General features: G+C 45.1%; 19 protein-coding genes. 11 read left to right on the top strand and 8 right to left on the bottom strand.

What is annotated here, in order from left to right; genetic code table 11:
* Positions 1-12 precede the first annotated feature (12 nt).
* The 4 genes from C1S73_RS04055 to C1S73_RS04040 all read left to right on the top strand — a co-directional run bounded on the left by C1S73_RS04055 (position 13) and on the right by C1S73_RS04040 (position 3,404).
* On the top strand, positions 13-921 hold the full coding sequence (locus C1S73_RS04055) for a metal ABC transporter permease (protein ID WP_038873646.1): 909 nt from the start codon (positions 13-15) through the stop codon (positions 919-921).
* Entirely contained in the window at positions 914-1,768 is an 855-nt protein-coding gene (locus C1S73_RS04050; RefSeq protein WP_038873643.1) for a metal ABC transporter permease, read from the top strand. The genes C1S73_RS04055 and C1S73_RS04050 overlap by 8 nt, the downstream gene beginning before the upstream one ends.
* 263 nt (positions 1,769-2,031) lie before the next feature.
* Entirely contained in the window at positions 2,032-2,937 is a 906-nt protein-coding gene (locus tag C1S73_RS04045) for a manganese-dependent inorganic pyrophosphatase (RefSeq protein ID WP_038873640.1), read from the top strand.
* Between the two features lie 77 nt (positions 2,938-3,014).
* Positions 3,015-3,404 carry a DUF2750 domain-containing protein gene (locus tag C1S73_RS04040; RefSeq protein ID WP_038873637.1) on the top strand — a complete coding sequence of 130 codons (390 nt, stop codon included), beginning with the start codon at positions 3,015-3,017 and terminating at the stop codon, positions 3,402-3,404.
* 94 nt (positions 3,405-3,498) lie between these two features.
* Here C1S73_RS04040 and C1S73_RS04035 read toward each other — a convergent pair whose 3' ends face one another.
* The 6 genes from C1S73_RS04035 to pspF all read right to left on the bottom strand — a co-directional run bounded on the left by C1S73_RS04035 (position 3,499) and on the right by pspF (position 10,047).
* Entirely contained in the window at positions 3,499-4,281 is a 783-nt protein-coding gene (locus C1S73_RS04035) for a peptide ABC transporter ATP-binding protein (RefSeq protein WP_038873635.1), read from the bottom strand.
* Positions 4,278-5,273 (bottom strand): peptide ABC transporter ATP-binding protein, encoded by a 996-nt coding sequence (locus C1S73_RS04030; RefSeq protein ID WP_038873632.1) that lies wholly within the window; start codon positions 5,271-5,273, stop codon positions 4,278-4,280. The genes C1S73_RS04035 and C1S73_RS04030 overlap by 4 nt, the downstream gene beginning before the upstream one ends.
* Positions 5,273-6,160: an ABC transporter permease subunit gene (locus C1S73_RS04025; protein WP_038873629.1), complete on the bottom strand. Its 888-nt coding sequence runs from the start codon at positions 6,158-6,160 to the stop codon at positions 5,273-5,275. The genes C1S73_RS04030 and C1S73_RS04025 overlap by 1 nt, the downstream gene beginning before the upstream one ends.
* A complete protein-coding gene (locus C1S73_RS04020) occupies positions 6,147-7,109 on the bottom strand; it encodes an ABC transporter permease (protein WP_038873626.1) in 963 nt (320 codons plus the stop codon). The genes C1S73_RS04025 and C1S73_RS04020 overlap by 14 nt, the downstream gene beginning before the upstream one ends.
* A complete protein-coding gene (gene sapA, locus C1S73_RS04015) occupies positions 7,109-8,728 on the bottom strand; it encodes an ABC transporter substrate-binding protein SapA (protein WP_038873624.1) in 1,620 nt (539 codons plus the stop codon). The genes C1S73_RS04020 and sapA overlap by 1 nt, the downstream gene beginning before the upstream one ends.
* Before the next feature lie 308 nt (positions 8,729-9,036).
* Entirely contained in the window at positions 9,037-10,047 is a 1,011-nt protein-coding gene (gene pspF / locus C1S73_RS04010) for a phage shock protein operon transcriptional activator (RefSeq protein WP_038873622.1), read from the bottom strand.
* 233 nt (positions 10,048-10,280) lie between these two features.
* Between pspF and pspA the strand changes: the two genes are divergently transcribed.
* The 7 genes from pspA to C1S73_RS03975 all read left to right on the top strand — a co-directional run bounded on the left by pspA (position 10,281) and on the right by C1S73_RS03975 (position 17,590).
* Positions 10,281-10,952 (top strand): phage shock protein PspA, encoded by a 672-nt coding sequence (pspA, locus tag C1S73_RS04005; RefSeq protein WP_038873620.1) that lies wholly within the window; start codon positions 10,281-10,283, stop codon positions 10,950-10,952.
* Between the two features lie 14 nt (positions 10,953-10,966).
* Entirely contained in the window at positions 10,967-11,200 is a 234-nt protein-coding gene (gene pspB / locus C1S73_RS04000; RefSeq protein WP_038873617.1) for an envelope stress response membrane protein PspB, read from the top strand.
* Entirely contained in the window at positions 11,193-11,582 is a 390-nt protein-coding gene (gene pspC / locus C1S73_RS03995; protein ID WP_038873614.1) for an envelope stress response membrane protein PspC, read from the top strand. The genes pspB and pspC overlap by 8 nt, the downstream gene beginning before the upstream one ends.
* A gap of 156 nt (positions 11,583-11,738) precedes the next feature.
* Positions 11,739-12,770 (top strand): efflux RND transporter periplasmic adaptor subunit, encoded by a 1,032-nt coding sequence (locus C1S73_RS03990; RefSeq protein ID WP_038873611.1) that lies wholly within the window; start codon positions 11,739-11,741, stop codon positions 12,768-12,770.
* A 1-nt stretch (position 12,771) separates the two neighbouring features.
* Positions 12,772-13,857, top strand: coding sequence for an efflux RND transporter periplasmic adaptor subunit (locus C1S73_RS03985; protein ID WP_038873608.1), 1,086 nt, complete (start codon positions 12,772-12,774; stop codon positions 13,855-13,857).
* Positions 13,854-16,958, top strand: coding sequence for an efflux RND transporter permease subunit VmeI (gene vmeI, locus C1S73_RS03980; protein ID WP_038873605.1), 3,105 nt, complete (start codon positions 13,854-13,856; stop codon positions 16,956-16,958). Before C1S73_RS03985 ends, vmeI begins: the two co-directional genes overlap by 4 nt.
* A gap of 71 nt (positions 16,959-17,029) precedes the next feature.
* On the top strand, positions 17,030-17,590 hold the full coding sequence (locus C1S73_RS03975) for a DNA-3-methyladenine glycosylase I (RefSeq protein ID WP_038873602.1): 561 nt from the start codon (positions 17,030-17,032) through the stop codon (positions 17,588-17,590).
* Positions 17,591-17,598: 8 nt separating this feature from the next.
* Here the strand turns inward: C1S73_RS03975 and C1S73_RS03970 are convergent, their stop codons facing one another.
* Complete coding sequence (locus C1S73_RS03970; RefSeq protein ID WP_038873599.1) at positions 17,599-18,456, bottom strand: lipase secretion chaperone; 858 nt, start codon at positions 18,454-18,456, stop codon at positions 17,599-17,601.
* 13 nt (positions 18,457-18,469) lie between these two features.
* Positions 18,470-19,372 carry an esterase/lipase family protein gene (locus C1S73_RS03965; RefSeq protein ID WP_009705784.1) on the bottom strand — a complete coding sequence of 301 codons (903 nt, stop codon included), beginning with the start codon at positions 19,370-19,372 and terminating at the stop codon, positions 18,470-18,472.
* Positions 19,373-19,492: the final 120 nt, after the last annotated feature.

Here is a 19,492-nt window from a genome sequence, read left to right as displayed (position 1 = left end):
GGAGTTCATTTAATGGATTATTTACTTGAACCATTTCACTACGGCTACATGGTAAATGCGATGTGGGTGAGTGCGCTTATCGGTGGTGTTTGTGGCTTTTTATCGACATACCTGATGCTCAAGGGCTGGTCATTGATTGGTGATGCATTGTCTCACTCGATTGTTCCCGGTGTTGCTGGAGCTTACATGCTTGGTCTGCCATTTGCCTTTGGCGCGTTTCTATCTGGCGGTCTTGCAGCAGCAGGAATGTTGTTTTTAAGTCAAAGAAGTAAATTAAAAGAAGATGCCATTATAGGCCTGATTTTTACCTCCTTCTTTGGGTTGGGCTTATTCCTTGTCTCTTTGTTTCCTGCCGCGGTTAACATTCAAACCATCGTCTTAGGCAACGTATTGGCCATCACACCAACGGATACGTTTCAGCTAGTCATAATCGGGGGTATATCGCTGGCAATATTACTTATCAAATGGAAGGATCTAATGGTGGTTTTCTTCGATGAAAATCACGCACAGAGTGTTGGCCTGAATCCAACCAAGCTTAAAGTATTATTCTTTACACTTCTTAGTGCCTGTACGGTTGCAGCGCTACAAACAGTAGGGGCGTTTTTGGTGATTGCCATGGTGGTGATTCCAGGGGCTACGGCTTACCTAATGACCGACCGATTCTCTAGGGTGATCGTTTATGCTGTTATCATTGGTGCATTGAGCTCATTTTTAGGCGCTTATATTAGCTACTACATCGATGGTGCGACAGGTGGAATCATTGTGCTAATGCAAACTGCTTGCTTCTTAACTGCGTTTGTTTTTGCTCCTAAACATGGACAAATCGCCATCAGGCGTAAAAGTAAGCAACAATTGACACGAAAACAGCGTGATGGATCTTCAACCATTCCAATGATGAGTAAGGAGCACAAAAATGCTTGATACTCTCGTTATGCCATTTACGTTCACCTTCATGCAGCAGGCTTTCTTAATCGTCTTGTTGGTTGCTATTCCCACGGCTTTGCTCTCGTGCTTTCTTGTATTGAAAGGATGGTCATTGATGGGCGATGCCATCGCGCACTCCATTTTACCCGGTGTTGTTATTGCTTATATCTTGGCGATCCCATACACAGTTGGTGCGTTTGCTGCGGGTATTTTCTGTGCTCTTTCTACGGGGTACTTGAAAGAAAACAGCCGTATTAAAGAAGACACTGTCATGGGTGTTGTCTTCTCCGCTATGTTTGCGTTGGGCCTTGTTTTAATGACCAAAGTTGAGGTTGGCGTTCATTTAGACCATATCTTGTTTGGTGATGCTTTAGGGGTAAGTTGGGCCGATATTATCGAAGCGGCGATTGTTGCTTTGCTGGTGGTTCTTTTTGCCGTGTTCAAGGGTAAAGACCTTCTGGTGTTTGTTTTTGACCACCAGCATGCCCAAGCAATTGGCTTGCCTGTTAAGTTCCTGCACTATGGTTTGTTATCGCTTCTGTCCCTGGCTATTGTGGCAGCTTTAAAGGCGGTGGGGATGATCTTAGTGATTGCGATGCTTATTGCTCCAGGCGCCACGGCATTTTTGCTAACACGCCGATTCCATAGCATGGTGTTATTAGCATTGTGTATCTCGTTACTCAGCGCATTTTTGGGTGTTTATCTGAGTTTCTTTATTGATAGCGCGCCAGCGCCAACCATTATCCTGATCATGACGCTCAAGTTTATCTGTGTTTTTTGTTACACAAGTTATAAGAACCGAAAAGTGGAAGTGAGCTCCGGTGATACTGTGAAGCAGTTTTAAGCTACCTCTCTTCTAAAGCCCAAGCGTTAAACTGCTTGGGCTTTTTCGTTTGTTACGATTAAAGCGGCTCAGTGCTGCAATTCATCCTTGCTCAGCTTGTTGGTCGAAGCTATTGAGCCTTTTTTACGTTTTGAAATTAGGACAAAAGCAAAATTTCAGGTAAAGTATCGGCCTTTGTGAGCAAACCCGCTTCCAAGGTGTCATTCACTATGCAATACACCCCCGTTCGGAAGCGCATCAAACTGACTTGAATAGGAAGAAACATGATTCTAGTTGTAGGTCATAAGAACCCAGACAGTGACAGCATCTGTAGTGCACTAGTTGCAACTGAACTTCTAAAGGCACGTGGTACTGAAGCGATGCCAATCCGCCAAGGCGAAATTAACCGTGAAACTCAGCACATCCTTGAAGTGGCTGGCGCAGAAGTTCCTGAACTTCGTACTTCAGTCGCGGGTGAAACTGTTTGGCTAGTAGATTACTCAGATTTAGCGCAAGCACCAGACGATATTGCTGAAGCAGAAGTTGCAGGTATTGTTGACCACCACCGTCTAGGTGACGTGATGACAGTAAACCCAATGGAAGCATGGATCTGGCCTGTTGGTTGTACTAACACAGTACTGTTCAACATGTTCAAGATTGAAGGTCACGAGATCAAGCCTCAAATCGCTAAACTAATGATGTCAGCTATTCTTTCTGACACAGTAGGTTTCGCTTCGCCAACTTGTACTCAAAAAGACAAAGATGCTGTCGCTGAGCTAGCGGCTATTGCGGACGTACAAGATGTTGATGCATTCACTAAAGATCTTCTAATCGCTAAGACAAACATCGAAGGTCTATCTGCGGCTGAACTTGTTGAAAAAGACCTGAAAGGTTACCCATTCAACGGTCGTGATGTAGTAGTAGGTCAGGTTGAACTTGCGACTCTAGACCAAGTTGACGGCATGATCGAAGCACTAGAAGCGGATCTAGAAGCACGTTGTGCAAACGACAACCTAGCATTTGCTGCTGTTATGCTAACAGACATCACTACTGCGCAAACTCGTCTTCTTTACAAAGGTGAGTGGGCTGAGAAGCTTGTTAAGCACGAGAAAGACGGCATGCTAATGATGGAAAACACTCTAAGCCGTAAGAAGCAAGGCTGGCCTTGGCTTCAAACTGAGCTTGTGTAATTTCATTATTACCAACGTATACTTTAAATGCCCGCCGATAGGTGGGCATTTTTCTATGGGAAAATAGGAGACGAGAAATGTCCGAAGCATTAACCCAAGAGCAGATGGATACCATCAACCGCTACAATGAAGAGCAGCGTTTGAAATACTGTGTGAAAGAGATTGTCGCAAAGCGCAAAGTGTGGATTCTAAAGGATGAACACGGCTGTGTGATGCTGAACACCGAAGACGACGATTGTGTTCCAGTATGGCCAAATGAAGAATTCGCACAGCAATGGGCGACGGGTGATTGGGAAGAGTGCGAGCCAGAAGCTATCTCGCTGAATAAATGGCACAGTCGCTGGACATCGGGTCTAGAAGATGACGAACTGTCTGTTGTGGTGTTCCCAAACCAAAATGAAGAAGGCGTCGTGCTGTTTCCTGACGAGTTTGATTTCGAGCTTCGTAAACAAGAGAGCCGTCGTTAATTGACGCGTTTATGATCAACTGTATAGATACGTTAAAGCCTGCTGTGATAGCAGGCTTTTTTGTTTTTTGATCACTGTCAGTGTTTGTCGACTTTTAGTGAGTTGGAGCTTTATAGAAGTGGCTTTCCACCAGACGCTGGGTAATCGCATGCTCTGGGTTGGTTAGTACTTGATTGGTTTCACCAAATTCTACTACTTCACCTTCGTGCATAACCATGACCTTATCAGTAATGTGCTTCACTATGCCGATATGCTGTGATACGTAAACGAAAGACAAGCCCATCTCTTCTTGTAATTCTAGGAAGAGATTAATGATTTGCGAGCGCATCGCCATGTCTAAACCGTTTAATGCCTCATCGGCAACAATGATGGAAGGTTGTAGAATCAAAGCACGAGCAAGACACACACGCTGTTTCTGACCTGCTGCTAGCATTTGAGGATAGAAGTAAGCATGCTCCGGAAGCAAACCCACACGAAGTAAGGTTTCTTTTACACGTTTCATGCGTGCGTCTGGTGGCATGTTCGTGTTTCGCTTTAACGGACCTTCCAAGATTCGACCAATCTGAATGCGCGGATTCAATGAGGTATTTGGATCTTGAAAAATCATGCGGATCAGCTTACAACGCGTCGAATAGTCTTTGTGTTCTAAGCGCTCACCATTAACGCGAATCTCCCCAGAGCTTGGTTCGACAACGCCAGCAAGCATGCGCGCTAACGTTGACTTGCCAGAGCCATTTTGACCAATAAAGCCGATAGTTTGTCCAGGCTCTAAGGAAAAGCTCACCGGCTTAACTGCTTCTTTGACTGTGCGTTTAAACAGACCAGAGCGCGTGACGAACTGTTTCGATAGGTTATCGACTTCAAGCAACGCACTCATGAATGTTTCTCCGTATTCAGTGGGAAGTGACAGCTAAATTTATGGTTTTTGATACGTTTAGTATGTGGAATTTCGACGCATTGCCTCTGAGCATAAGGGCAACGAGGTCCTAAGCGACAACCGATCGGCAGATGCTGAAGTGGAGGGATAGAACCCGGTAGAGATTGCAGCTTTTGCTTGTGCGGAATCCAGTCGTTAAAGTCAGGCATGGCTTTAAGCAGTGCCGCAGTATAAGGGTGCTTGGGAGCGGCGACCAACTTCTCTGTATCAGCTGATTCAACGGACTGCCCACAGTACATTACCGTAATGCGATTTGCCCACTGAGTAATGGTGGTTAAGTCGTGACCAATCAGCACAATCGTTGTGTTGTTGAGTTGGTTCATGCGGCTCAGCAAACGCAGAATTTGAGATTGAGTAATCGGGTCTAGATCGTTGGTTGGCTCATCAGCAATCAAGATTTTTGGCTTGGTTGCAATCGCCATCGCAATCATGACTTTTTGACATTCACCATCGGTCAACTCATAAGGATAACTGCCCATCAAACGACGGTGATCTTTGATACCCACTTTATGGAGTAGGGCAACTGCTTGCTTCCTGCGCCACTTGAAGCGCTCCCACCATTTACCTTCAAACGATCGAGAAGGGATGGATTCAATTAACTGTCTTCCGACTTCTTCCGACGGATCCAAACAAGTCGATGGCTCTTGGAAAATCATCGCAATGTCACGTGCAATCACACGACGGCGCTCTTTTGGCGTTAGCTGAAGCAGATCAATATTGCCAAGACGCATTCGGTCTGCGGTCACTTTCCAGTTGTCTTTACAAACACCCACGATAGCCTTTGCAACCAAACTCTTACCGGAACCAGATTCACCAACCAGACCACGAATTTCACCTTCATTCAAGGTAATGCTCATGCGATCAACGGCTTTGACTAAGCCCGATGGTGTTTCAATTTCAATGGTTAAATGTCGAATATCTAATAATGGCATTATTCGATCCCCGCATTGAGTGCTTGGCGTACACCTTCACCCACTAAGTTTAGAACAACAACGGTAAACATAATGGTCAGACCCGGTAAGGTAACGGTCCAAGGTGCGATGTATATCAGTTCAACAGAGTCACCCAAGATCGCACCCCATTCCGTACTTGGTGCTTGTGCGCCTAAACCTAGGAAACCAAGCGCAGTTATATCTAGAATAGCGACCGAGAGTGCCAGGGTTATTTCTGCAGCGATGACTGTTAATACGTTCGGTAGAATCGAGTTCCAAAGCAAGTAGAAGTCGTTAGCGCCATCCAAACGGGCAGCCATGATGTAGTCTTTTTCGACTTCGGTGTGCACGGCGATGTAAACCGAGCGGATAAAGCGTGGAATTAAAGCCAGACAGATCGCCAAAAGGATATTGAACTCACCAAAGCCCAAAAACGCCACAAAGATAATCGCCAGCAGTAATGATGGAATGGACATGACTGTGTCGAGCAAGTGGTTAAGCGTACTGGATAACAGACCTTTGGTCATACCCGCTAACACACCAATAATACAGCCGATGAATGCGGCAATAGCAGTAATTGCTACGGCAGCACCAAAGGTGAGCTGAGAGCCCATAATTAAACGAGATAAGATATCGCGACCTAGGTCGTCAGTTCCTAAAAAGTAATCGACGGTTCCGGCTGGCGCCCACGAAGGCGGCACTAACAATTCGCCAGATTGAGCTTGTGGATCGTAAGGCGCTAAAATAGGGGCCAATATGGTGATTAAGACAATAAAGCCAAGGCACCAAAGACCAAACATTGCCAAACTGTTTGCGCGGTAACTGCGCCAGAATCGTTCAAACTGGGTTGGAATGCGCTCTTCCTGATAAACGTTATTTGTTAGCATACCATTCCTTTCTCACCAGAGGGTTAATCATGGCACCAATCAGATCCGATAGGATATTGGCGGTTAAAACAAGCGTCGCTAACACCATGACACCTGCTTGGATGGAAGCGTAATCTTGATTTGCAAGTGCATCCAATAACCAACGTCCAATGCCCGGCCAGTTAAAGATGGATTCTGTGATGATCGCCAAGGTAATCATGCTCGAAAGCTGAACGCCAACTTTTGGGATGATAGGCGGAATCGCATTCCGAAGAACGTGTTGAGTGACGATCTCACGGTTGGATAAACCTTTGATTCGTGCGGCGCGAATGTAGTTTTGACTCATCACTTCTGCCACTGATGCACGCATCAAGCCAATGACTTGTGTTGTTGGTGTCAATGCGAGAACCAAACAAGGCAGGATCATATGCTCAATCACGCTTTGTAACGCGTGAGCACGGTATTCACCTTTGGCCATAAAGGCATCAATAATTGCAAAGCCTGTTACGTGGTCAATTTCGTAAAGTAAGTCATAACGACCCGCCACAGGGAATACGTGGTATTGCAGAGAGAAGACCATAATCAGCATCAGGGCAACCCAGAAGATTGGCGCCGAATACCCTGACATAGAGACAAATGAGATGCTGGTGTCTAGCCACTTGCCTTGTTTCATGCCTGCTACGGTCCCCAAAGGAATACCAATTAATAGTGAAACAACGAAGGCGAAGAAACACAACTCTAACGTCGCAGGGAATACGACCGCGAGCTCATCATAGATTGGGTTCCCATTCTTACTGATACCAAAATTAAGATGTGAAAGCTCAACAAGGTAGCTTTGCCAGCCTGACCAAAACTCCACGTTTGCCCAGTGTGATGTCGGATCAAGACGTAGCAAAGAGAAGCCCACTAAAGTGAGGATCATCAAAGTGATGACAAAGAGATTAAGACGTCTTACGGCGTACCAAAACATTAATGAACTCTCTCAACTTTATCAAAAGGTTGTGCATTGAAAGGGCTCGATTTAAAGCCTTTCAACGATTTATCGTGCACACGGAATTGAACGCCGTGAGCTAATGGAATGACAGGAAACTCTTCATTGAGAATATTCTGCGCTTGGCGATACAAGTTTAAACGATAACGTTGTTGCTCGGTTTCTAATGCCAGATCCAACAAGAAATCGAAGTCGTCGTTACACCACATGGAAACGTTCAGGCCAACACGTTCAGATTCACAAGAAAGCAGAGGGCGGAAGAAGTTATCAGGATCGCCCGTATCACCAATCCAACCTGTTAGCAGTAAGTCAACATTATTGATGTTTTCGAGCTGAGTTCGTTCAAAGCGATCATCGGTTAGTAGTCGTACTTCGACGCCGATATCAGCAAAGTTCGCCTGAATCAACTCCGCGGTTTTACGTGGACTTGGATTGAAGGCTCTAGGTTCTAGCGGCACCCACATGGTTAATTGCAGACCTTTCTCATACCCAGCCTCTCGCAGCAACGCCAATGCGTAATTACGATCATAACGGATCTTCACGCTGTCTTTCTGGTATGCCCATGAGTTCGGCGGCAGTAGTGTATAAGCTTGAGTACCCGTGCCGTAATATACGGAATCAAGGATATTTTGGCGGTTGATAGCAAGGTTGAGAGCTTGACGAACTCGCGCATCTTTCAGTGCCGGATGACCAGTATTAATCGCGATAAAAGAGACGTTATTAGCAGGCGTTGCGGTTAATTCAAGGTGCTCGGTTTCTTGTATGATTGGAATTTGGCTAGAGATTGGCGAAGCAAGTACATCACATTCATTGCGTAAAAGTTTTGCCAACGTGCCAGTGCCACGATGTGAAATATCAAAAACGACCTGTTCCATTTTCGCCGGCGCTTTCCAGTATTTAGGGTGACGCTCCAAACGAATCAAATCATTCACTTGGTATTCTTTTAACTGGTAAGGACCTGTACCGATAGGTAACAAGTCAATTTGTTCTTTTTCGTCTTTGGCCGCAAGTTGTTGCCCATATTCTGCTGACAGCAGCACGGCGTGGCTGGTGGCAATATTGGCTAAAAAGGCAAAGTTAGGTTGAGAGAGAACAAACTTAACGGTGTGGTCATCAAGAGCAATCACATCTTGCACGAGATTTTGGAAGTCTAAACCTGCAAACCATGGATAAAAACCACCACCGACGTCGTGAAACGGATGGTCTACATCAATGATTCGCTTAAAGCTGAATACCACATCTTGTGCATTAAATGGACGAGAAGGGGAGAACCAAGGAGTTTTTTGAAATTGCACGTCCTGCTTTAAGTTAAAGGTGTATTCCGTACCTTCCTCATTTACAGACCACTTTTCTGCAAGGTTTGCAACTGGTTGGTGAGATTTAGGATCGAGTGTAAGCAGCGTATCGTATAGCTGAGGGCTAAGTGCTTCGGCAGTGATGCCGCTGTCAATGAGCTGAGGGTTAAACGTGGTTGGCTTACCCTGCCCACAAAACACAAATCCATTCTCACGAATATCATTGTGATCGATTTCGTCACCACAAGCGGTGAGTAAGCTAATCCCGATAAGGCTCAGCGATAGTTTGATAAAAGCTTTCATAATATGAAATGGTCATTGGATCTTGCTTGTTTCTATGCGGTTGAAGGCGAAGAGTGACAAGCGAAAATGATCTCGCTAATTTATCACCTTTGCTAACTCGCTCCAAATACAAAATCGTTGAGTCGCAGGGTGTTAGATCAAATTACCGCATCATTTACTGATAATGACCAAATTTGCCTCTTGAGTGCTCGCTACTATGTATTATTCCAGTCGTCATGAAGTTCCGCTCAATTCCCCCTAATTCGATAAAGGGGGCTGTGTTTTAGTATAGTGAGCGATTTAAGGATGATGCCATTCACGTCAAAGACTTAGCTTTGTCCAACCAATCCGTATTTTCTTACCATCCCCCTAAGTTGATGGTAACTGAGTCCAAGTAAGTCCGCTGCTTGTCGTTGATTAAATTTGGCCTCTTCTAATGCGCGGTTAAGAAGAGTGATGTCTTGTTCTTCTTGCCATTGTTTGTAGTCCAGCGGGAAGTTAATTGTTGGACCAACATGAGGTTGCTCCGTTTCCTGCTCTCCTTGGTCTGAAGAATGACCAAGTGCGTTTTCCCAACAGGTTTCAAATGGATTAAACACCAAGTACTCGATTGGATCGGCATTGAGTCCGTGGCGATAAATAGCTCGCTCTATTACGTTCTTGAGTTCACGCACATTACCAGGCCAAGCGTAATCTAATAGAGACTGTTGTGCTTCTTCTGTAAAGCCAACAAAGTACTCCAGTTGCAATTCACGACACATTTTTATGGCGTAGTGCTCGGCGAGAGAAAGAATGTCTTCTTTGCGTTCTCGCAAGGGTGGCAACATGATCACATCGAAGGCCAGTCGGTCGAGCAAGTCCGCGCGAAAATCACCGCGCTCTGCCAATTGTGGAAGGTCAGCGTTGGTAGCACACACCAAACGAACGTCTGCAGTTAATGCGGTGTGGCCGCCTACACGCTCGTACTCGCCGTATTCGATTACTCGCAATAGTTTTTCTTGTACCAAAAGCGGGGCTGTCGCGAGTTCATCGAGGAAAAGCGTGCCCCCTTCAGCCCGCTCAAAGCGTCCCTTGTGTTTCCCTTTCGAACCAGTAAATGAACCAGATTCATGGCCAAAAAGTTCAGAATCAATCAAGCCTTCGCTTAATGTCGCACAGTTTAGAGAAAGCAGTGGCTTATCCCAACGTCTTGATAAATAGTGTAAACGTTGTGCTATGAGTTCTTTACCTGTGCCTCGTTCTCCGATTATGAGGACCGGTCGTTCAATCGGTGCGATTTGTGATACTTTATCTAACACAGAGAGAAAGGCGGGTGATTCACCGATTAGGTTCTGCTTCATAAAGTCCTTCTTATTTTTTATCTGACCATGATTTACAGTATTGAAGTTGGTGAAATTTACCAACTGTTGGTAAAAAGCATCATAGCATATCAGTGTGCTACAACAACAAAATGATTAACTCGTTGTTTAGTAAAGGAAAACAAAGTTGGCATGCTACTTGATATAGGTAAAGGGAGACACAAGGTAAATGACCACCTTGTCGAGTTTAAATAGGAAGAAAGAGGAGTTCCGTTATGGGTATTTTTTCTCGTTTTGCAGATATCGTTAACTCAAATATCAGTGCATTGTTAGACAAGGCGGAAGATCCTGAAAAAATGATCCGTCTTATCATTCAAGAAATGGAAGACACACTTGTTGAAGTGCGTACCAACTCGGCTAAAGCGATTGCAGACAAAAAAGAGTTGGCTCGCAAAGTGGAAGCACTAGAAGAGCAAATTACTGAGTGGGGCCAAAAAGCGAGCCTTGCACTAGTAAAAGAGCGTGAAGATTTAGCGCGTGCCGCTTTGATTGAAAAGCAGAAACTTGAGCACGTAATTAAAGGCCTTCACACTGAGCAAACACTCGTTGAAGAAACCATCGAAAAATTGACAGGTGAAATCGGTAAGTTGGAAGCCAAAATTACAGAAACTCGAGCGAAGCAACAAGCGCTTGCGATTCGTAACCAAACGGCTTCTAACAGACGTGATGTTCAAAAACAATTGCACGCAGGTCGTACAAACGAAGCGATGGCAAAGTTTGAACAATACTCTCGTAAAATTGATGAGATGGAAGCAGAAGCGGATCTTTACGCAAAGACTGGTAATGCTAAATCGTTAGACCAAGAGTTTGCAGAGCTGCAAGCACAAGATGAAATTGAAAAAGAGTTGGCAAAACTGAAAGAACAGATGTCATCGAACGATAAATAAGAAAGGAGCCATTCATGTCGACATTTATTATTACTGGACCATTGATTGTCTTTTTAATCTTTGTCGCTCCACTATGGCTCTTCTTACACTATCGCAGCAAACGCAAAGCAGATAGTGCACTGTCGGGCCAAGATCTAGAGCGTCTTCAGGTACTGTCTGAAAAAGCGGAGGCGATGCAATCTCGCGTTGAAACATTGGAGCGTATCTTAGATGCAGAATCCCCAACGTGGAGACGAAAGTATGATTAAACGAGAGCTGTATCGCGACCCTGTTAATGGCAAAATCTCCGGTGTGTGTGCCGGAGTCGCGAATTACTTTGGTGCGGAAGTTTGGTTGATTCGGATCGTCGTGATATCGGCAGCCTTACTTGGTGGTACTTTTCTCGTGTTGCTGGCTTATATTGCAATGACATTCATGTTGGAAAAGCAGCCCGTAACTTATACTGAGAATATCAAGTCACGCCAAGAGCATACGTTGAAGAGCAAACCATGGCAGAAAGGCCAGAGCCCAGACCAACTGTTGAGTGTTTTAGAAAGTGACTTTAGCCGCCTTGATGGAAAAATCCGTAGTATGGAAGCGTATGTCACGTCCGACGCATATCGTGTAAACAGAGAATTTAATAAGCTCTGATAATTAATTATGATTTTATTGATAAAGCAGGCTTCGGCCTGCTTTATTTTTGTCTCAAATTGCTATTTTTAAAGAATTTTTTTGCTCCGATGCTCTAGAAGAACACCATAAATTCATCTACCTTAAAAGGAATGGATCTTAAATGGATGAATTAACATGAGAAAAGCGCTCATTCCAATCGCTGTCATGACGGTTCTCTCTGGGTGTGGAAAAGAGCTACCACCAGTCCCAGAACCGGAATCTCGGCCCGCTAAACTCTTTACGGTTACTGTAGGCAATGCACAGTTTGAAAGACACTTTCCTGCCACTACAGAAGCCGGAGATCGAGCCGTTCTCGCATTCCGAGTGCCTGGTTTGCTTCAATCGATCGAAGTCAATGCCGGACAAATGGTGAATAAAGGTGATGTGCTTGCCGTACTCAACCCTGACGAATACTCGCTACTCGAAAAACAAGCCCGAGCAAATTACACCCTTGCTGATGTTCAATACGAACGCTCGAAAAAGCTTCGTAAAGAGCAAGTGGTTTCGGAACAAGACTTCGATGCGGCGAAAGCCAATCACAATTCAGCGAAAGCTCAGTGGAATCAGGCCAAAGCTAACCTGAGGTACACAAAGCTTGTTGCGCCTTACGATGGCACGATTTCGTATCTGCCAGCAGAAAATCATGAGTATGTGGCGGCAAAAGAAGGCGTCATGAATATTCAAACCAATCAAGTCATGAAGGTGTTGTTCCAGCTTCCTGATCATCTACTCAGCAAATTCACACAGGGTGCGAATGCTTATGCATCAATGACATTTGATGCGTTTCCTGAGCGCGCTTTTGAGGTGACATTCCAAGAAATTGATACCGAAGCCGATCCTAAAACTGGCAGTTACAAAGTCACAATGGTAATGGAGCGTCCTGAGGGTGTTGGCATCCTACCAGGAATGTCCGGTAATGTTCATCTTGTGTCTGAAAACGCGGGTGCGACTAAAATTCCTGATTCAGCCCTGTTTACCGAAGATGGCAAAACCTGCGTTTGGCGTGTTAATGATCAAGGCATTGTTGAAAAAGTCTCGGTTTCTTTGAACGACAAGCAGCAAGTTGAAAAAGGGCTAGAGGATGGAGATCAAATCATTATCTCTGGTGTCAATGTCATTGAGCCGGGTATTAAGGTTCGTGAGTGGGTTAAGGAGCGAGGATTATAGTATGAAAGGAATCATAGCTTTAACCATGCTTTGCTCTGCCGTGTTACTTGCAGGCTGTGGTGAAAAAGGCCCAGAAAGAGAATTGGAGACCCCTCGTGTTCGTGTTGCTTCTTTAGAAGGGCAGCGCGTTGATGACAACTTATATTTTCCTGCGATAGCCAACGCTGCCGATCGTTCACATTTGAGTTTCCGTGTGGCAGGTGAGGTAAGTCGTGTTTTGGTCAAAGAAGGCGATAAGGTCATTAAAGGTGATGTCATTGCTAGGCTTGACCCAACCGATTATCAATTGGACGTAGATAACGCATCTGCGCGTTTTTCTGTGGTAGACAGCCAATATCGTCGTTCCGCACCGCTGGTTAAAAAAGGTTTATTAGCTAAGTCCCAATTTGATGAAATTGCGGCACAACGCCAAATCGCGCTCGCTGAGCTTGAATTGGCTAAGTTGCGTTTGTCTTTCACTGAGCTTAAAGCGCCAGTCGACGGCATTATTTCCCGTGTTAATGTCGATCAATTTGAAAATATTCAAGTTGGTCAATATATCGTTAACATTCACAGTGTTGATCGCGTTGAAGTCCTTATTCAGCTCCCCGATCGTCTTTACGTGAACCAACCTCCTACTGAAGAGCGTTTGACGGCAATTAATGCTGTCGTTCGTGTGCCAAGTGGCAATGAATACAAGGCGAAAATCAAAGAGTTCACGACAGAACCTGACCCTGATACAGGCACCTTTACGGTGACGCTATCACTGCCAATGCCGGAAAACGAATACATTCTTGATGGTATGGCGGTAGACGTGACATCGAAAGATGAAAAGGTGGGTCTTGAGCTTAACGTCGGCATTAATGTTCCCATTGAAGCGATCTTCAATGCCGATGGAGATGATCTGAGCCGTGAAAATAAATTCGTTTGGGTTTTGAATGATGATAATACCGTGAGGCGCAAACAAGTGCGTGCAGGTAAAGCGTCACAAACCTCAGTTCAGATTCTTGATGGCCTAGAACTTGATGACAAAGTCGTTGTTGCTGGTGTATCCCGATTAAGAGATGGCATAAAAGTGGAAGTGGTTAAGCAGGAGGCAACGCAATGAGTGAACAAAAAAATACTGCGCCTCAAGATGATGATAACGTAACTGGCATTGCGGCCTATTTTATTCGCAACCGTGTTATCAGTTGGATGGTGTCGCTGATCTTTTTGATCGGCGGTGTGTCAGCATTCTTTGGCTTGGGACGCTTAGAAGATCCTGCGTTTACTATCAAAGATGCAATGGTTGTTACTTCTTATCCGGGCGCAACGCCTCAACAGGTTGAGGAAGAGGTAACGTATCCGATAGAAAAAGCGATTCAACAGCTGACTTATGTTGATGAGGTCAATTCCATCTCCAGTCGAGGCTTGTCGCAAATCACCGTGTCCATGAAAAACAACTATGGTCCAGATGACTTACCACAGATATGGGATGAACTGCGTCGAAAAGTAAATGACTTAAAGGGCTCCCTGCCTCCGGGTGTAAATGACCCATCGGTTATCGATGACTTTGGCGACGTGTACGGTATTTTGCTCGCGGTTACTGGTGATGGGTACAGTTACAAAGAGTTGCTCGACTATGTTGATTATTTAAGGCGGGAACTCGAACTTGTTGACGGCGTCAGCAAAGTTTCGGTTTCTGGCCAGCAGCAAGAACAAGTCTTCATTGAAATCTCGATGAAGAAGTTGAGCAGTCTTGGCCTATCACCAAATACGGTTTTCAATTTACTTTCGACTCAAAACGTCGTTTCCGATGCCGGTGCAATTCGAATTGGTAATGAGTACATTCGTATTCAACCGACGGGTGAGTTCCAAAGTGTTGATGAGCTAGGTGATTTGTTGATCACGGAATCAGGTGCTCAAGGTCTTATCTTCTTAAAAGACGTTGCTGAAATTAAACGTGGCTACATGGAAGTCCCGACGAACATCATCAACTACAACGGTGAACTGGCGTTGAACTTGGGCGTCTCATTCGCTCAAGGTGTGAACGTTGTGGAAGTGGGTAAAGCATTTGATCGCCGTGTTGCAGAACTGAAATACCAACAACCCGTTGGTGTTGAAATTTCAGAAATCTACAACCAGCCGAAAGAAGTAGATAAGTCAGTGAGCGGCTTCGTTATCAGCCTAGCTCAAGCGGTTGGTATCGTAATTATCGTTTTGCTGTTTTTCATGGGGCTGCGCTCGGGTCTGCTTATCGGTCTAATTCTGCTTTTGACCGTGCTTGGCACTTTCATCTTCATGAAGTATCTGGCCATCGATTTGCAGCGTATTTCGTTAGGTGCCTTGGTTATTGCTCTAGGTATGCTGGTGGATAATGCCATCGTTGTCGTGGAAGGGATACTCATAGGTACCCAGAAAGGGAGAACGAGACTGCAAGCTGCAACGGATATTGTAACGCAAACTAAATGGCCGCTATTGGGTGCAACGGTGATCGCGGTGACGGCGTTTGCACCAATCGGTTTATCAGAAGACTCGACGGGTGAATATTGTGGCACCCTGTTTACCGTGTTGCTTATCTCTCTGATGTTAAGTTGGTTTACGGCGATTTCGTTAACCCCATTTTTTGCTGATATCTTCTTTAAAGGGCAGAAAATCAAAAGTGGTGAAGGCGAAGACAACGACCCATACAACGGTATTGTTTTTGTCATGTACAAGAAGTTCCTCAGCTTCTGTATGCGCCGAGCTTGGTTCACCGTGGTTGTTTTGGTGGCAGGTTTGGCCGCGAGCGTTTACGGCTTTACGCACGTGAAACAAGCATTCTTCCCATCTTCAACGACACCTATCTTCCAATTGGATGTTTGGTTACCGGAAGGCACCGATATTCGAGCGACTAACGATACGTTGCAGGAGTTAGAAGGTTGGTTGGCAGAACAGGACCATGTAGACCACATCACGACGACGGCGGGTAAAGGTTTGCAACGTTTCATGCTGACCTACGCACCAGAAAAAAGCTACGCGGCTTATGGTGAGATCACTACTCGAGTTGATAACTACGAAGCACTAGCCCCGTTAATGGAACGTTTTAGAGAGCATTTGAAATCTGATTACCCAGAGATCAACTACAAGCTGAAACAAATTGAATTGGGCCCTGGTGGCGGTGCGAAAATTGAAGCACGTGTTATCGGTTCTGATCCAACAGTGCTACGTACTATCGCTGCGCAAGTGATGGATGTGATGTACGCCGATCCAGGTGCAACAAACATTCGTCATGATTGGCGTGAACGTACTCAGGTACTTGAGCCTCAGTTTAATGAAAGCCAAGCACGCCGTTACGGTATCACCAAATCAGATGTGGACGATTTCCTTTCAATGTCGTTTTCGGGCATGAGCATCGGTCTTTACCGAGATGGTACAACGCTAATGCCAATTGTTGCTCGTCTACCAGAAGATGAGCGTATCGATATTCGCAACATCGAAGGGATGAAGATTTGGAGTCCAGCACAGAGTGAGTTTATCCCTCTACAACAAGTAACTATGGGATACGACATGCGTTGGGAAGACCCAATCATCGTGCGTAAGAACCGCAAGCGTATGCTAACGGTGATGGCAGATCCAGATATCTTGGGTGAAGAGACGGCGGCAACATTACAAAAACGCCTACAACCTCAGATTGAAGCGATCGAAATGCCACCAGGCTACTCTCTAGAGTGGGGGGGTGAATATGAATCTTCTGGTGATGCTAAAGCATCGTTGTTCACCACGATGCCGATGGGTTACTTGTTCATGTTCTTGATCACCATTTTCTTGTTCAACTCAATCAAAGAACCTTTGATTGTTTGGTTAACGGTACCTCTGGCATTGATTGGTGTGACGACAGGTTTATTGGCCTTGAATACACCATTTGGTTTTATGGCGCTGCTGGGCTTCTTGAGTTTGTCTGGTATGGTTCTGAAGAACGGTATTGTACTGCTTGACCAGATTGAGATTGAAATGAAGTCGGGTAAAGAAGCGTACGATGCCGTAGTTGATGCCGCGGTGAGTCGTGTGCGCCCGGTATGTATGGCGGCAATCACTACCATTCTTGGTATGATTCCTCTACTACCGGATATCTTCTTCAAACCAATGGCAGTAACCATCATGTTTGGTTTGGGTTTTGCGACCGTACTGACACTAATTGTTGTACCAGTGTTGTATCGTCTATTCCACAGAGTGGCATTACCAAAGTAACCGCTTAACTCAGTTAAGTTTGAAAAACGCCTCTGACCGATTGTCAGAGGCGTTTTTATAAGGATAAAAGTATGGAACATAGAACGTGTGCATGGGCGATGAACCACCCACTTGAACGTGAATATCACGATGCGGAATGGGGAGTGCCTGTTCATGATGATACCGTTTTGTTTGAGTTCATCACGTTAGAAGGTGCGCAAGCTGGCTTGAGTTGGATTACTATCCTGAAAAAGCGAGAAGGCTATCGTGAAGCGTTTGAGCACTATGATTTAGATAAGTTGATTCAACGCGATGAAGAGCGTACAGAGTTCATCGTTGAGAACTTCGATGTGGTCAAGCATCGCGGTAAAATCAATTCGGTATTTAGCAATGCCAAAGCGGCCAAGCAATTGATTGAAGAATACGGAAGCCTTTCCGCTGCGCTATGGCAATTTGTCGATGGCAAGCCAATCGTGAATCACTGGACAGATATGAGCCAAGTGCCAGTATCGACAGAACAGTCCAAAACGATGAGTAAGTTCCTTAAGAAGAAAGGCTTTAAGTTTGTTGGTGAGACCATTTGCTATGCCTTTATGCAAGCCGTAGGCATGGTCGACGACCACATTGTTGGTTGTCCTAAAAAGCCTAACTAGACATCGAACTAGTTGTTCGCTTCACTATCATGAATTCTTTCTAAAGCTTCGACGTGACGCCATTGGTTTTGCTCGAAGCTTTGCTCTCTTAATCCAGCGATTTCTGTTTTCTTTTCTTCCTTACCGAGGAAATCATTGTTGATGATCTCCGCTCGTTTCTCTAAATAATCGTTGAGTGATGCATTAAACGATGCTCGTTGTTCATCCAAAGCCTGTAGTCGTTCGGCGCCTTCTTCGCCCACCAAATCAACACGAGCCAAATACTTCTCTTGTGCAGACATTTCCGAGGTCTGATTTAGTTCAATCACTAGCGCGTTATTGCGCTCACTTTGTTGAATGTACTCAGGTTGAGAGGCGAGGTTTTCTTCGAGTATTTGTTTTTGAGAGTCAGCGTCTAATTGGGTTTCCCGAATGGCGAGTTTATCTATTGCTAACTGACGTAAGCGATTTTCTTCATCGAAAAGTTGAGCGATTTGTTCGTCAGTAAAAAATTCGCTCTGCATCGACAAGATGGTGTTGTTCAGTTGTTTCAACTCCATCAATGACAATGAATTTCCTTCAAACGGTTCTAGCTTGGATAACGCTTCTTTGTAGGCGAGGTAAGTTTCGAACAGTTCTGCGTTGATACCCAGTGAATTTGATTGTGATTCGCCGGTTTTTACGTTGGCTTTGATTTCTTCAAGGCTTTGCTCCCCAAGACTGCTCAATGAGTACTCAAAGAAGTCTTTCTGGGAGGAAAGATCAACTGTAGTATCTTGTTGTGAATGCGCCTTTATTGGCTGCGCTGACTGAGGTTGATACAAATAAACCGCTCCTACACTAATGAGTGATACAACGGACACAATGACAAGAGCGGCTTTCTTCATGATAAGTTCCTTTTTATAGACCTTGCAGTTTCAAGCGATTTGCATGCTGACGATACAGTGTGACTGGGTCAGTTTCGAACAAGTGATGAATACCAAGCAATCCGTTGATTTCATCCAGATGATTCATCTTATAGTTGTCTCGAATCACCTTACCTAGGTGAGTACTGCATGCCCCGACAAGGCCATCGTTCGGACCATCAAATGCTAAGCCTAAGACGACCATTGCGCCGTCAGTAGGGTCAAATAGATTGGTAAAGTTCGAAGAGCCCGTCCATGAGTAGTAATACACGCCATTCGATGCCAACAAATCACCATCTCCGCATTCACTGGTAGGGATACCTTCCGGATAATATTGGTTGAACGCCAAAGAACCTTCGGTGGTTAGAGCTTCTAAAGAGGCCAATGGATCTTGGTCGAGGTCTGTGCCACCAGAAAGTAGGTTAATCAATGTCACGAGCCCTTCTGCCAACTTCACAGCCACGCCTTCACTGATAGAGCCTTCAGGCACCGTACCGCGCACAATATCTGCAACTTTAGAGCCCTTATTTACTCCTCCGATACTGGTAACGGATGCCACTAAGTCAGGGCGTATGGAGGCGACATAGCGTGTTGTTGGGCCTCCGTGACTGTGTCCAATCAAGTTGACCTTCTGTGCGCCTGTTGCAGCAAGCAGCGTTTCAACCTGTGCTAATAGCTGCTCACCGCGAGCTTCACTGCTGTTGGTCGCAGACACTTGGGCAACATAAACCGTTGCGCCATCTTTGGTCAGAGAGTGTGGTATGCCATAGAAGTAATCGACACCGGCCAAGGTATCAAAGCCAAACAACCCATGAACAAGAACAATGGGATATTTAGTCTCCGTGTACCCACTGGCGTTGGCAGATGCAAAGGGTAGGGTGCTTAAAACGAAAAGCATTGTTGTTATGAATCTGAGTTTCAAAACTATCTCCTTGTGGTATGACCTCTTGTGAGTTTTATAAAATAGGAGATAAGTTTTGCGGTTGAGAAGTTCGTTTGTGGCACATTGTTTTAATCT

The organism is Vibrio jasicida 090810c (assembly GCF_002887615.1).
Classification (GTDB): domain Bacteria; phylum Pseudomonadota; class Gammaproteobacteria; order Enterobacterales; family Vibrionaceae; genus Vibrio; species Vibrio jasicida.
This window is presented reverse-complemented; position numbering and strand designations above follow the sequence as displayed.